Annotated in this window: 15 protein-coding genes; 10 read left to right on the top strand and 5 right to left on the bottom strand. The window is 51.5% G+C overall.

The annotated features are described in order from the left end of the window. Nucleotides 1–108: 108 nt before the first annotated feature. Entirely contained in the window at nt 109–1347 is a 1239-nt protein-coding gene (locus tag M1136_06685) for a glycosyltransferase family 4 protein (protein ID MCL5075318.1), read from the top strand. 212 nt (nt 1348–1559) lie between these two features. Here M1136_06685 and udp read toward each other — a convergent pair whose 3' ends face one another. After that, a complete protein-coding gene (udp, locus tag M1136_06680; GenBank protein ID MCL5075317.1) occupies nt 1560–2366 on the bottom strand; it encodes a uridine phosphorylase in 807 nt (268 codons plus the stop codon). A 176-nt stretch (nt 2367–2542) separates the two neighbouring features. Here udp and trmD point away from each other — a divergent pair, with 176 nt between their 5' ends. The 9 genes from trmD (at nt 2543) to M1136_06635 (ending at nt 11055) form a co-directional block, all read left to right on the top strand. Then, nucleotides 2543–3298, top strand: a complete 756-nt coding sequence (trmD, locus tag M1136_06675; GenBank protein MCL5075316.1) for a tRNA (guanosine(37)-N1)-methyltransferase TrmD — start codon at nt 2543–2545, stop codon at nt 3296–3298. Nucleotides 3299–3321: 23 nt separating this feature from the next. After that, nucleotides 3322–4158, top strand: coding sequence for an MBL fold metallo-hydrolase (locus tag M1136_06670; GenBank protein MCL5075315.1), 837 nt, complete (start codon nt 3322–3324; stop codon nt 4156–4158). 317 nt (nt 4159–4475) lie between these two features. Then, nucleotides 4476–5417: a zinc ribbon domain-containing protein gene (locus tag M1136_06665; protein ID MCL5075314.1), complete on the top strand. Its 942-nt coding sequence runs from the start codon at nt 4476–4478 to the stop codon at nt 5415–5417. A gap of 24 nt (nt 5418–5441) precedes the next feature. Further along, nucleotides 5442–7418, top strand: a complete 1977-nt coding sequence (locus M1136_06660; GenBank protein MCL5075313.1) for a heme lyase CcmF/NrfE family subunit — start codon at nt 5442–5444, stop codon at nt 7416–7418. Beyond that, nucleotides 7418–7879, top strand: coding sequence for a cytochrome c-type biogenesis protein CcmH (locus tag M1136_06655; GenBank protein ID MCL5075312.1), 462 nt, complete (start codon nt 7418–7420; stop codon nt 7877–7879). The genes M1136_06660 and M1136_06655 overlap by 1 nt, the downstream gene beginning before the upstream one ends. 15 nt (nt 7880–7894) lie before the next feature. After that, a complete protein-coding gene (locus M1136_06650) occupies nt 7895–8428 on the top strand; it encodes a zinc ribbon domain-containing protein (protein MCL5075311.1) in 534 nt (177 codons plus the stop codon). Then, a complete protein-coding gene (locus tag M1136_06645) occupies nt 8379–9638 on the top strand; it encodes a hypothetical protein (protein ID MCL5075310.1) in 1260 nt (419 codons plus the stop codon). The genes M1136_06650 and M1136_06645 overlap by 50 nt, the downstream gene beginning before the upstream one ends. An 8-nt stretch (nt 9639–9646) precedes the next feature. Continuing rightward, nucleotides 9647–10384, top strand: a complete 738-nt coding sequence (gene ccmA / locus M1136_06640; GenBank protein MCL5075309.1) for a heme ABC exporter ATP-binding protein CcmA — start codon at nt 9647–9649, stop codon at nt 10382–10384. After that, nucleotides 10381–11055: a heme exporter protein CcmB gene (locus tag M1136_06635; GenBank protein ID MCL5075308.1), complete on the top strand. Its 675-nt coding sequence runs from the start codon at nt 10381–10383 to the stop codon at nt 11053–11055. The genes ccmA and M1136_06635 overlap by 4 nt, the downstream gene beginning before the upstream one ends. Before the next feature lie 115 nt (nt 11056–11170). Here M1136_06635 and M1136_06630 read toward each other — a convergent pair whose 3' ends face one another. From M1136_06630 to M1136_06615, 4 genes are read right to left on the bottom strand one after another with little or no spacing between them, the layout of a single operon-like run. After that, complete coding sequence (locus M1136_06630; protein MCL5075307.1) at nt 11171–11770, bottom strand: adenine phosphoribosyltransferase; 600 nt, start codon at nt 11768–11770, stop codon at nt 11171–11173. 2 nt (nt 11771–11772) lie between these two features. Then, entirely contained in the window at nt 11773–12558 is a 786-nt protein-coding gene (locus tag M1136_06625; GenBank protein ID MCL5075306.1) for a glycosyltransferase, read from the bottom strand. Then, the gene (locus tag M1136_06620) at nt 12542–12898 is read right to left on the bottom strand and encodes a DUF2304 domain-containing protein (GenBank protein MCL5075305.1); all 357 of its coding nucleotides are present in this window, start codon (nt 12896–12898) and stop codon (nt 12542–12544) included. Before M1136_06620 ends, M1136_06625 begins: the two co-directional genes overlap by 17 nt. Continuing rightward, complete coding sequence (locus tag M1136_06615) at nt 12895–13563, bottom strand: glycosyltransferase family 2 protein (GenBank protein ID MCL5075304.1); 669 nt, start codon at nt 13561–13563, stop codon at nt 12895–12897. Before M1136_06615 ends, M1136_06620 begins: the two co-directional genes overlap by 4 nt. Nucleotides 13564–13576 lie beyond the last annotated feature (13 nt).

The following is a 13576-nucleotide window of genomic DNA, read 5'->3' as shown; positions in this document are numbered from 1 at the left end:
CCGTCCGTTGTTCCTTTGAGGGGAGAGTGGGTTCGGGGGTGAGGTTCTTAAGAGCCTCAAATAATTTAATTGGCCCTGGCTTAGCCCAAAGAGCTGTTGAGGGTAGTTGTGAAGGTTCTGATGTTATCTTGGGAATATCCACCATATAACGTTGGTGGTCTGGGTAAGCATGTTATGGAGCTTGTACCAGCCCTGGCCAAACAGGGCGTTGAGGTCTATTTATTGACACCACGTTGGGTTAGTGCCTTGGGTGAGGAACCCATCGTGGAGCTTCATCCCATAGATTATACTGAAGGCAAGGGTGTTCCTACTAATCTCTATCGTGTGGCTTCCCTCTCGGCTGACATGTCCGACTTCTTCAGCGGGGCTATGCGGGTAAATCTGAATCTGGCGGATAGAGGGCGGAAATTGGTCGAGGGTGAGGATAAGTTCGACTTACTTCATGCTCATGATTGGCTGGTAGCACATGCGGCCTTCTCCTTAAAGCATGCCTATGGACTTCCCTTGATCAGCACTATTCATGCTACCGAATATGGGCGCAGTCGTGGTAACCTGAGTGGGGAATTACAGCGAGCTATCCATAACGTGGAGTGGTGGCTCACTTATGAGTCCTGGCGAGTGATCTGTTGCAGCAGACATATGGTGGATGAGGTTGGGCGAATCTTCCAAACGCCCCTGGACAAGATCGATCTAATTCCCAATGGGGTAGATCCGACGCGTTTTGATAGGCTGGAGGGGAAAGACCTCAGAGACTTTCGCGCTGGCTACGCCATGGCAGATGAGAAGATAGTTCTCTATGTAGGACGCCTGGTATACGAGAAGGGTGTTCATCTCCTCGTCGAGTCTGTGCCGCGGGTCCTGGACAGCTTCCCATGGGCAAAATTTGTGGTGGTGGGGACGGGCGACTCTATGGATAGCTTGCGCCAGCGAGCTATGGAGCTCGGGGTGGATCAGAAGATTTACTTTACCGGTTTTGTATCAGACGAGGTACGAGACCGTCTGTTCAAAGTGGCTGATGTTGCCGTCCTTCCCAGTCTCTACGAGCCTTTCGGTATCGTGGCTCTGGAAGCGATGGCGGCAAAGACACCCGTCGTTGCTGCTGGAGTAGGTGGTCTAGCTGAGGTGATCGTGCACAATGAGACTGGAATACTCGTTCACCCGGATAACGTAGATTCTTTGACTTGGGGCATCTTGCATACGTTGCTGAGTCCAGACTGGGCAGCCATGCGTGCCCAGCGGGCCTATGAAGTAGTTGTGCGAGATTATGGTTGGATGGAGATCGCCAGGCGTACGAAAGAGATTTATGAGAGGGTGATACGTGAACGGCAAGCTAGCCCGTCCGCATAGGCAGGCGATTGCAAATAATGGGTCAAGGAGGTGATTGAAGGTGGCCGACAAGAAGCCAGCGAAGAAGATGACGAAGCGGGCATGTAAGACGACCAAGAAATCAACCAAGAAATAACGGCGATGACAGGTATAGACTGCCTGCGCTATCAAAGATCAGATAGCGCAGGCAATCTATTCTGTAGGGCTCGTCTCCTGGGGCTTTCCAGGGACGATTACCCATATGTGGCTGTCAGAGAAGGATACCATCTCTGCTTACCCAGAGCAGCCTTTTTCTGATCCCATTCGTGTAGGATTTTAACTGCTTCCACAGCTACCGCGATGCAACGATCCACGCCGACGTAGGCCAGCTTATCAGTGATGCGATTGGCTACCACGGCACAGACGGCACCAGCCCTGAGGTCAAATAGGTTGCTTAAGGTGAGGATAGTCCCCGCTTCCATCTCGAAGTTTAGCACCTTCGCTGCCCGGAGGTCAGTGATCTTAGGCTCCATCCAGCTCTGCCAGTAATCCTTGAAGCCGGGACGTGCCTGCCCACAGAAAAAGGAGGCCGTCGAGGCCGAAATGCCTACGTGATAGGGATGTCCCAGTCTCTCGGCGGCCTCCACCAGGGCGGCGATGACCTCATAGTTAGCGCAAGCGGGGTAGGCGAGGTCGACATAGTAGGGGCTGGTGCCATCATACCTCACTGCCCCGCTGGTGATGATCAGGTCCCCGCAGTTGATATGCTCCCATAAAGCACCAGTTGTTCCCACGCGGATGAAGGTATCTGCCCCGAGCTCAGCCAGTTCTTCGAGGGCGTTAGCTGCAGAAGGCCCTCCTACGCCTGTCGAGCAGGCTGTGATAGGGATACCGCTTACCTTGCCACTGTAGGTCACGTGCTCTCGGTGACTGGATACCTCCCTCCATTCGTCCCAGATTTGGGCGATCAGTTTCACGCGGTCTGGATCTCCGGGCAGTAAGACATACTTAGCTACATCTTCAGGGCTACAACGGATATGATACTGTAATTTCCCCGCCATCTCCGGTCTCAGCGCCTTTGATTCCCATTTTGGTCGGCTAGTCAAGACAATCCCCTCCTTTGAACAGAAAAATTTCGCCTGTCAGGTCTATACTATAGCATAAAAGCACCAGGGATTGTTTATCAGGCTGAGGTGGTGATATAATGCCGGGAGGAGACTACCCTCGGTGATGCGAAATGCGTTTTGATATCCTTACCCTTTTTCCCTCGATGTTCGCTGGTCCTTTCAGCGAAAGCATAGTTAAGCGTGCTGTGGAGAAAGGACTGGTCTCGATAAATATTACCGATATTCGTGACTTTGCTACCGATAAACACCGTGCCACTGATGATTACCCCTTCGGTGGAGGATCGGGCATGGTGATGAAGCCTGAACCCATCTTTGCGGCGGTGGAATCTTTACTGGTACCCACTCCTGATGTTGCTCCAGCGGAGATAATCCTCTTGACTCCGCAGGGCAGGCTGTTCAAGCAACGTCTTGCTCAGGAGCTGGCAGGCAAAGAGTGGCTCATTCTCATCTGTGGCCGCTATGAGGGGGTGGACGAGCGGGTGCGGGAACATCTTGCCACTGATGAGATCTCCATAGGCGACTATGTTTTGAGTGGGGGAGAGATCCCAGCGATGGTCCTGGTTGATGCGGTTGTGCGTCTTCTACCTGGTGTGCTGGGAGCGCCACCTTCCATCCTTGAAGAGTCGCACAGTCAGGGGTTATTAGAGTACCCACACTATACCAGGCCAGCTGTATTTCGTGGCTGGGCTGTTCCGGAGGTTCTGCTGTCAGGTAACCACGCCGCTATCGCCAGATGGCGGCGAGAACAATCTCTCCGACGCACCCTCGAGCGCCGGCCAGACCTGTTAGCCAGGGCAGAGCTGAACGAGAGCGACCTCCGTTTCCTTCGTGACCTGGAGTCCAAAGGCGTTATTAATCAGTTATAGACTGGAGAAGAGGATTAAGGCTATTGGGCTTACGAGTCGTATCCCTGGCCAGTGGAAGTTCAGGGAATGCATTTCTCGTTGAGGCTGGTGATACACGGGTACTTATAGATGCCGGTTGCTCCGTCAGGGCCCTTGCGGAGGAGCTAGAGCATCCGTTGAATTTTGTGTCTCAGGGCACTGGTTCAGCAGGCATACATCGAGGCTTGACAGCTATTCTTCTGACCCATGAACACAGCGATCACGTCTCAGCTGTGAGCGCTCTCTCGCGGCGTTACAGCGTGCCGGTGATAGCCAACGAGCGAACGCTTGCCGCGCTCAACCTGATAAAAGCACAGACGGATGTACTGGCAACAGATAGTGTTATGAAAATCGGTGAGCTGCGCATAACTTCCTTCGGGTTACCTCATGACGGGCATGATCCCGTTGGGTACTCGTTTGAATATGAGCGGTGGAGGGTTTGTTTGGCTACTGATCTCGGCTATGTTCCATCTTACCTGCGCGATTACGTGCGGGCGGCTGACCTGGTCATCCTAGAGGCTAATCATGATCCTGATCGTCTGATAAACGGTCCCTACCCGGATTTCCTTAAGGGGCGCATTCTTGGACAGAGGGGACATCTCTCCAATCAACAAGCAGCTGAGTGCATAGTCCAATGTGCCTCGGATCGCCCGCAATGGCTGTGGCTAGCCCATCTCAGTGCGGTCAACAACTCACCACGCCTGGCCTTGAGGACGGTGAGAAGATACCTGGAGTGTGCCGGGATAACCACAGTTAAAGTAGAGATAGCCTTACGGGATAGGCGGAGCCTTGTTTGGGATGCGGAAAACTGCTGGACACAGCCTGCCTTACCGTTCCGTTAGGGGCTGCCCGTAGATCTCAGTCTTGAGGCTTGTTCCGGCAGTTCTCATGGGGTTTCTCGCCTCTTCCTTGTTCAAGACATAGATCCCCTTGTATGATATATCCATGGCCGGTATTCCTCCTCGGCTTTTTGTCCAACCTCTTTTATAAGGAATACCGGCTCTTCTCAACCAATTCAAAGAATCTTCGATCCTCCAGTAAATTATTATCCTGGTAACGATCCGTTGGCGCAAAAACTGAGTGTAGTTGCCTTCCTTGTCCACTTTCGCTAGAATAGGTGTCTAGCACGAATGATTGGATCCTCTTTGGAAGATGGAATATGAACGACGATCGTCCTAAAGATACGGATAGGCGGTCTTCCGCTGCCTTCAAAGTGAAGCACCTCAGGTTAGTTTTCCTGCTCGTCGCTCTCCTGGTTTCTCTTCTCTCCTTGCAGATGCCGATGGCCAGAGCTGAGGGACCTACCTCTTTGCGCCTCAAGGAGTTGAGGGTCTCCATTTGGCCCGAATACGATGACCCACGGGTGTTAGTCATTTATAGCGGGAGACTGGCTGACGCAGCCCTGCCAGCGAAGGTAGCCTTCCTTGTGCCGAATGGAGCGGAGATCGGCTCTACCTGCGCTGTCACTTCGAACGGCGAGCATCGCCCCCAGCCTCATTCTCTCATCCAAAAGGGAGACTTCCTGGAGCTCGGCTATGATCTGCCCCTGCCTGATTTTCACTTTGAGTATTATTACAATCCCCTGGAAGGATCACCGAACAAGACGATGCAGTACACATTCTCACCACCGTATTCGATTGAGAGCCTGGTGATTGAGGTGCAACAGCCCCTGAAGGCGACGAATTTTGTCATATCGCCGGTCTCCAGTAAGTCCTTTGTGGATAAGCAGGGATTCAAGTATTATCAATATGACTTCTCTAACATCGTACCAGGACAATTGTTGTCCTTTAAGATGACGTATACAAAGACGGACCTCCAGCCATCGGTGCAGAAATCCGCCCCAAGTGGCCCTCAGGACACGAGTGGATATACAATAGTCCTGATCCTTCTCCTCGCCGCGGCCGTGGTTATCTTGCTCTTCTTTGGCTATTCAGCCATACGTTCGCGAAGGACCGTTCCTATCACCAGTCCAAGAACAACGCGGCGCGGTGGCAGGCGGATCGAATCAGCCTCAGGCTATTGTTCGAACTGTGGCGCCCCACTACGCAAGGATGCTAGATTCTGTCCAAGTTGTGGACGGAAGGTGAAGCGATCAGTTTAAGAACTATATTTAGGGGAAGGTGAGATGACTGATGTTGGACAGCTAGCCCTGGTAGCGGCCTTTATTATTGCTCTTTATACGATGGTGGCCTCAGCGTTGGGGGTGCGGCGTGGCTTGGTAGAGATGCTGGAGAGCTCCTATAATGGTGTTTTGGCCGTGTGGGGGCTTACTACTGTAGCGGCTGTTTCTCTGATATACCTGCTCATCAGCCACGATTTTGGGGTGAGATATGTCGCCGAATATACCAGTCGGGATATGTCTATCTGGTATACTATTTCCGCCTTCTGGGCTGGACAGGAGGGTTCTCTGCTACTATGGGCTTGGGTTCTCTCCATCTTCGCCGCCATCGTGCTGGTGCAGAACCGTAAGCGCAACCGCAAGATCATCCCCTATGTTGCGGCGGTGATGATGGGCATACAGGCCTTTTTCCTCGGCCTCCTGGTCTTTGCCTCCAATCCCTTTGTGCGTCTCGTCTCACCTCCAGCTGATGGTCAGGGGTTGAATCCTTTGTTGGAGAACCCGGGGATGTTCTTCCATCCACCAACACTCTACCTGGGCTATGTTGGCTTCACTGTACCCTTCGCCTTTTGCCTGGCGGCGCTGGTCTCCGGGCAGCTAAGTGATGAGTGGATTAGAAGCACGCGACGATGGACGCTGATCGCCTGGTTCTTCCTGGGGCTGGGCAATCTGCTTGGAGCGCAATGGGCTTATGTCGAATTGGGCTGGGGCGGCTACTGGGGCTGGGACCCTGTGGAGAACGCCTCCTTGATGCCTTGGCTTACGGGGACGGCCTATCTACATTCAGTAATGATCCAACAGCGTCGGGGCATGCTTAAAGTTTGGAATGTAGTACTGATCATCATCACCTTTACCCTTGTGCTCTTTGGTACCTTCCTTACGCGCAGTGGGATCCTTTCCTCTGTGCACGCCTTTGGGGAGACCTCCCTTGGCCCACCATTTCTTACCCTGATCGCAGCTATCCTCCTGGGCTCGCTTGGGCTTTTATTAAAGCGTTTGCCTCTCCTTAAGGGAGAGAATGAGCTGGATTCAATGCTCTCAAGGGAAAGCGGCTTCTTGCTAAATAATCTCATCCTGCTCGGGGCAGCCTTCGCCACTTTCTGGGGGACTATCTTCCCACTCATCTCTGAGGCCGTCCGAGGGGTCAAGATCACCGTCAGCGCTCCCTATTTCAATCAGGTGAACGGGCCGATATTCGGTCTATTGATTGCTCTGATGGGCATTTGTACTCTTATTGGTTGGCGCAAGGCTTCGGTTGAAAATCTCCTGCGCAACTTTCTGGTACCAATAATAATGGCCGTCATCTTAGGCATAATCCTGTGGGCCATGGGTGTGAGGGAACCTTATGCTCTGGGTGGCTTCACTGCCTGTGGCTTTGTCGTTAGCACGATATTATTTGATTTTTGTCGGGCTGTAAGTGTTCGGTACAGGAATACCAGGGAGAATCCTTTTAAGGTTATCGTCAATCTTATTTGGAGCAATAAGCCGCGCTATGGAGGATATATTGTCCATTTGGGCATCGTCCTCATCGCTATAGGGATAACAGCATCGTCATTTTATCCTGTTGAGAAGGAGGCTACTTTAGCCGTTGGGGATACCCTGGCCATCAAAGACTATACACTCAAGTATATGGGGCTTTCCGAATATTCCACGCCAAGCAAACAGGTCATTGCCGGTACTGTAGAGGTATATAGTGGCGATAAGAAGATCGACACGCTAACCTCGGAAAAATATTATCACAAGGGGCATGAGAACCCTGTCACTGAGGTGGCCATTAGAACTACCCCTCTTGAGGACTTATATATTATTTTAGCCGGCTGGGATGCCAAGTCTGGTACAGCGACGTTCAAAGTGTTAGTAAATCCATTGGTCGTTTGGATTTGGATCGGCGGCGGCGTGTTATTGCTGGGAACGGTCGTGGCCGTTTGGCCAGACGCCCGTGAAAGGAGGAGGCTGGCCATTGAATATGGGAAGGATAAGTGATGATAAAGGGAATAGTGTCTATCCTGTTAGCGGTGTTACTCTCCCTCTTGACTGTTAGCACGGCTTGGGCTGACCAAAGGGTTGATGAGATAGCCAGGCAGCTGATGTGTCAATGTGGCTGCACTATGGTGCTCAGCACTTGTGATTGCAGTACGGCCCAACAGTTCCGCGAAGAGATACAGACAAAGCTGGGACAAGGGCAGACCCCGGGGCAAATCATTCAGAGTTTCATGGAGCGCTATGGTGAGAAGGCGCTGGCCGCACCAACGAAGACAGGCTTTAACCTCACGGCTTGGGCCACGCCCTTTATGGCTATCTTGGGCGGTGGATTAGCTCTCTATTTGTTGGTGCGAGTATGGGTGAGGAAGGACAGGCCCAGCCCCGTTCTGGAGTCATCCATTGATGAAAGAGAGAAGGACGAATACGAAGAGCGGTTGCAGAAAGAGCTGGATCAGTTCTGAGAAGGAGTCGGGGATATGGGGATAGGCATCGGTTTTATACTGGTCCTTCTGGCCTTGGGTTATGTGGCCTACCCTTTGTTCAGGGGGCGCGTTGCAATGGTTGCTGAAGAACCAGCGATGGACAAGGATCTAGAGAATCTGCTAGCCAGACGAGATGCTACTTATGCAGCCATTAAGGAATTGGAGTTCGATCGTCAGGCCGGTGGTCTGTCGGAAGACGACTACAGGGATTTATTGGAGCGATATAAACGCAAGGCCGTGGCTCTTCTGAGAGAGATAGATCAAGCACAGGGAGCGAAACGGGGTGCAATGGCCGAGCAGATCGAACAAGAAGTTACTGCTCTGCGTCGGAGAAAACGACAGCTGAGAGCCAAGGAATCGGGTGTGGCTCGGGGGCAAGCGTGTCCCCGCTGTGGAGCGCCAAGTGATCCGCAGGATGATTTCTGCTCTGTATGTGGTGCCTCCCTCGTCTTACGCTGTCCCCAGTGCGGCACGATGTATGAACCAACTGATCGCTATTGTTCCAAATGTGGGGCAAAACTTGGTTAAAGTGACCTTTATCCGCTCAAGGCTGGCTACTATGGCCATATTTTTCGCCCTACTCTTCGCTGTTGTTCACCCAGCCCTGGCCGCTGATGGTACGATCAAAGGCAAAATAAGCAATAAGACGAGCGGTGGAGATGTCCCCAGCAATCAAGAGGTTACTCTCCACATCTTCGTTGACTTCGCTGAGAAGGACAAAAGGGTAATCAGGAGTGACCCTGAGGGCAACTTCGTTTTTACTGGACTGTCTACCGGATCTGAGTATGTTTACGTCGTCTCCACGCCTTATCGAGGCGTCACCTATAGCAGTGAACCCCTCACTTTCGGCCAGAATGAGACAGAAAAGTCTTTACAGATAGCCATTTATGAGCCTACTGACAACGATGCTGTAGTCTCAGTGCCTCGCTTGCATATTTTCCTGGATGTTGATGCGGCGCGAAGGGCTCTATTGGTCTCTGAAGTCTGGCAGTTTCAGAACAGCTCTGATAGGTCATATATTGGTTCTCAGGCGTTATTGACAGAAGGAAGGAAGGGAACCTTGACCTTCTACCTGCCCGTTGGGGCGAACAACCCGACCATCGAGCAAGGGCTGCTGGATGGAGATTTGATAAGGAGCGAACGTGGTTTTGTCGAGACGGGTGCTCTGCCACCTGGAATCTCGGCGGTCATCTTTCGTTATGACCTCACCTACGACGGACCACAGTACCTGCTCCATTGGCTGTCAAAGTACGCCATCGAAAATCTGAATGTTTTCCTGGCTGATGCTGGCTTCTATGTGCGGAGTGATCAGCTTGTCTCACAGCCGGCGATTGAGAGCGCAGGCAAGAAGTTCCTTCACCTTTCCGGGCAAAAGATTGCCCGAAATAGCGAGATCACCATAAACCTCTCAGGCCTGCCGCAGCAGGTCTCTACTCCCACGGGTACTGGTGAAGCACTAACGTGGGGCATTCCCATTCTACTTCTCGGCATACTGAGTCTAGCTATCGTCCTCTTCCGTCTCAACAGGAAAGGTCTTCCGACCGGCCTGGCTCCTGCAAAGAAGCGGGGTCTATCAGCCGAAGGGGAACTGCGAAAGCAGGGTCTCTTAGAAGAGATCGCTGAGCTCGATGATCAATATGAGGAAGGCCGAATAGGAAAAGAACAATACTTGTCGCTGCGAGCAGCGAAGAAGCAGGAATTGTTGGATGTGATGGCTCAGTTGCAGCGGGAGGCGTAAACGACGCTGTGGAGCGTGAAGACGTGTCCTCTACCGAATGGGCCATCTATGCGGAGTCACTCACGAAGTCGTTTGGTCGAACCCTGGCTCTAAGGGGTGTCAACCTGGCTATACTGCGGGGTGGGTTTGTCTGTCTTTTTGGGCCGAATGGGGCCGGCAAGACGACTTTGATCAAGGTGTTATCCACGCTCAGTAAACCAACTTCTGGCCAAGTATCCCTTCTTGGCTGGGATATTCGCCAAGATCCGGTCAAGGTAAGACGGTGTATCGGGGTTGTCTCTCATCAAACCTTCCTCTATGATGACCTAACAGCCGAAGAAAATCTCCGCTTCTATGGCAAGATGTACGATGTGCAGGGATTGGCCAGGAGGATTGATGAGGTCATTCATCTGGTTGGTCTTAAACATCGCCGCAGCGACCGGGTGCGCACCCTCTCACGAGGTATGCAGCAAAGGCTTTCCCTCGCTCGGGCCATCCTGCACCGACCCCAGGTCATGCTTCTCGATGAGCCCGATACGGGACTAGATGAACAAGCCTTGCAAATACTAAGAGAGATATTAGAGCAGATGCATCAAGAGGGATGTACCATTCTGATGACCACTCATGACCTTGATCTAGGGCTGTCTATTTGTAGTCGCACCCTGATTCTCAGTGAGGGTAGGGTTGTACACGACGAGCGAAAAGAGGCGCTGAGCACAGACAATTTTCGAGTGCTGTATCAAACCTACGTAGGAACGATGCCTTGAACGGCTTTGTGGGGAAGGTCATAGCCATTCTGGTTAAGGACATAATTTCTGAACTACGGACAAAGGAGCTTTTCAGCGCGATGTTCATTTTCGCACTGCTGGTGGTCATCATCTTCAACTTCGCCTTTGAGTTGAGGGTGGAGAATGTGCTGGCTATTGCCCCAGGTGTTCTTTGGGTAGCATTTACCTTTGCTGGTGTTCTGGGACTTAATCGGGCCTTCGTCTTGGAGAAGGATAAGGGCTGCCTGGAGGGGTTGATGCTTTGTCCGGTAGACAGAAGTGCAGTCTACCTGGGCAAGATGTTGGGAAATATCACCTTTATGTTTGTTGTAGAGGCGATCACCTTGCCCTTCTTCTCTGTCTTCTTCAACCTGCCCATTTTGATGCCGCGCCTTCTGCTCGTCATCTTTCTGGGAACAGTTGGCTTCGCTTCGGTAGGCACCCTCTTCTCGGCTATGGCGGTCAATACGAGAACGCGGGAAGTTATGCTGCCGATTTTGCTCTTTCCGGTGGTGATGCCCGTCATTGTGGCGGCGGTGAAGTCTACAGGATTCATCCTGGAGGATAAGCCCTGGAGCGACTTCGCCTCCTGGTTGAATCTACTCATCGCTTTCGACGTGATCTTTTTGGTTGTTTCGTTCCTTGTCTTTGAGTTCGTCATCGAGGAGTAGAGGCTGGGGTGTGCCTGGTCCTTTGATTGGGGATCGGGCTAGCTCTCAAGCGGTCATTCATCGGTCAGGCCAGTCTGTTTAAGCCTACTGAGCGCCAAACGGTCTCCCATAATAATCACTCCTGCTCGTTTGGCAATGGTAGGTAAGCCAGGTAAATCAGACCCTCACCTTGGTAGGTGCGCCCCTCCTGGAGAACGGCGGCAATAGCGATGATCTCTGCACCAGCCTGGTGCAACAGGGTCTTTACACTTTCAAGGGTACCGCCAGTAGAGACAACGTCATCAATCACTATCACCTTCTTCCCCCGTATTTTGGCCACATCAGGACCGTCCAGGACTAGCATCTGCTGCTCCCGCGTAGTAATCGACTTCGTGCCCTCCACCAACAGGTAGTCCTTCATATAGCCCTTGATGCTTTTGCGACAGACGATGTAGGGTATGGGACGGCAATGCAGGCGGCTCAGGAGTGCGGAAAGAACCTGAACAAGGGGAATAGCCTTAACCTCAACTGATACAAGGTAATCAGGTTCATAGCCAGCCAGCCTTTTGGCTAAAGCGCCGGCGGTCGTCTCCACCAGTTCTGTATCGCCCAGCATGACGAAGCTATAGACCCAGATGTCCTTCTCTATCTCTACTAGAGGAAGATATCTGGACAGGCCGCATAGCTCCAGTTTGTAGGACTCAGGTCTTGTCTCGCCCTCACGTGGCTGTGTCATGGTCAACTACCTCTCAGAACCTTAAGAAGATTATAAGTAAAAAGAATACTGAAAAAGTTAAGGTGATGTAGGAGAATGAGGACTGGGTTTTGGGTGTACCTTTTGGCCACCTCAATTTCTTGGGAATAGTGTTTGCCAAAGGATGACGTGCTCTTGGCTGAGGGATGGATCCGATATGAGGCTAGATAATCATTGATGACACCCGGTTTATATTTTTGGCCGATCCTGAGCCAGTATTCGTAATCCATTACATAATATTCCCTTTCGTCAAAAAAGCCGCATTCATCCAGGATTTGTCGCCGCCAAAAAACGGCCGGTTGGGAAAGGAAGTTCAAAACCAAAAGGGCACCGTAATTATATCTGGTGAGAAAGAAATTCTTATAGGCGGTAATCCAATGACGAATCTCTCTAGAGCTTTCGTCAACGATGCGACACTTTCCATAGATCCATTTGGTTTCAGGGTGCCTTTGGAAGAACTCGGCTATTTTAAGAAGGGTTTTGTCCTCATAAGCATCGTCTGAATTAAGATAAGCCAGGATATCCCCGGTGGCCAGGGCTAACCCCTTATTGATGGCGTGGGCTTGTCCTCTATCCTTCTCGGATTTCCAGATAATTTTGTCCTCGTATTTCTTCAGGATCTCCACAGTTCCATCGGTTGAACCACCATCCATAATGATGTACTCAAGATCTGGATAATTTTGCCTCAAAATGCTCTTAATCGTTCGTTCAATGAAAGCGGCCTGGTTGAACGATGGGGTGACAACCGAGATTTTAGGATAGTTTTTCATCGCCTTCTGGCTTGTCTATCTTGTTCAAGGCATTATAGCGCACCAGCTTTTCTATTTTTTCCTCAAGTTTACGAATGGTAAGGAAATTGTGAAAGGAAAGAGCGATTAGGACCATAAAGCCCACTATGGTGGCTAGGTCCATAAGGCGCAATATGCGAAACGTTTTCAAAAGGAAATCCACGCTCTTAGGGAAAATAGTCAGGAAAATGGCTCCTACCCAAAGAAGTCCGAAAAACAGTGTCTCCCTAGTAGTAAGTTCCCGGCGCTTGAAGTGAAGAAAGGTAATATAAAGCATTAGAAAGCTGAAAACGACGGCGACGATTTGAATTCCGGTAATCATCCTAAAAATCTCCATTTTATGAGTTCCAAGAGAATTCTGTAGGCATCAAGGATGGTGACCCCTTTGTATTTGTCGATATACACGGTCTCCACAGGTATTTCCACAAAGGGTAAGCGGGCCAGTCTGGCACGGACGATCATCTCTGTTTCCACGGCATATCCTGTGGACCGCCACCTGATTTTTTCATAGGCCTGCGCGGTAAGGGCCCGAAAACCGCAGAGGGGATCTGTGACGCGGGCACCAAAGAGAAGGTTAAGTAGAAATAGATCGATCTTATTGCCCCAAGCCCGTATTAGGGGCATGCCTGGGCCTATAACACGTGAACCTAAGACTAGGCCAACCCCTCTATCTTTCAAGGTGCTAACAAAATTGGGGATCTCTGCGGGCCTGTGCTGGCCATCAGAGTCCATGAGAATGATGGCCCTGGCCCCCAGGGAGAAGGCGGCCTCACAGCCAGTTTTGAGGGCAGCTCCCTTGCCTAGATTGACCTCATGTCGCAGAGTGATAACCCCGCACTCTTGCGCTGCCTTATAGGTCTCATCGCTTGAGCCATCGTCAACAACGATGATGTTTGGAGCATGTTTTTTTGTTTCGGCTAAGACCGGCCTGATCCTTTCCCCTTCGTTGAAAGCGGGGATTACCACAAAGAAGTTGTCCCCTTTCATTGGGTGCTAACCT

This window comes from Chloroflexota bacterium (assembly GCA_023475225.1).
In the GTDB taxonomy this organism is placed as follows: domain Bacteria; phylum Chloroflexota; class UBA6077; order FW602-bin22; family JAMCVK01; genus JAMCVK01.
Note: the sequence above shows the minus strand (reverse complement) of the source record. Positions and strands in the feature narration are given on the sequence as shown.

Coding starts and splice junctions, on each gene's coding strand:
- M1136_06650 (MCL5075311.1), top strand. CDS start 7,895: ATGGGGATAGGCATCGGTTTTATACTGGTCCTTCTGGCCTTGGGTTAT.
- M1136_06645 (MCL5075310.1), top strand. CDS start 8,379: ATGAACCAACTGATCGCTATTGTTCCAAATGTGGGGCAAAACTTGGTT.
- M1136_06615 (MCL5075304.1), bottom strand. CDS start 13,563: ATGAAAGGGGACAACTTCTTTGTGGTAATCCCCGCTTTCAACGAAGGG.
- M1136_06655 (MCL5075312.1), top strand. CDS start 7,418: ATGATAAAGGGAATAGTGTCTATCCTGTTAGCGGTGTTACTCTCCCTC.
- M1136_06630 (MCL5075307.1), bottom strand. CDS start 11,770: ATGACACAGCCACGTGAGGGCGAGACAAGACCTGAGTCCTACAAACTG.
- udp (MCL5075317.1), bottom strand. CDS start 2,366: ATGGCGGGGAAATTACAGTATCATATCCGTTGTAGCCCTGAAGATGTA.
- M1136_06620 (MCL5075305.1), bottom strand. CDS start 12,898: ATGATTACCGGAATTCAAATCGTCGCCGTCGTTTTCAGCTTTCTAATG.
- M1136_06625 (MCL5075306.1), bottom strand. CDS start 12,558: ATGAAAAACTATCCTAAAATCTCGGTTGTCACCCCATCGTTCAACCAG.
- M1136_06665 (MCL5075314.1), top strand. CDS start 4,476: ATGAACGACGATCGTCCTAAAGATACGGATAGGCGGTCTTCCGCTGCC.
- M1136_06660 (MCL5075313.1), top strand. CDS start 5,442: ATGACTGATGTTGGACAGCTAGCCCTGGTAGCGGCCTTTATTATTGCT.
- trmD (MCL5075316.1), top strand. CDS start 2,543: ATGCGTTTTGATATCCTTACCCTTTTTCCCTCGATGTTCGCTGGTCCT.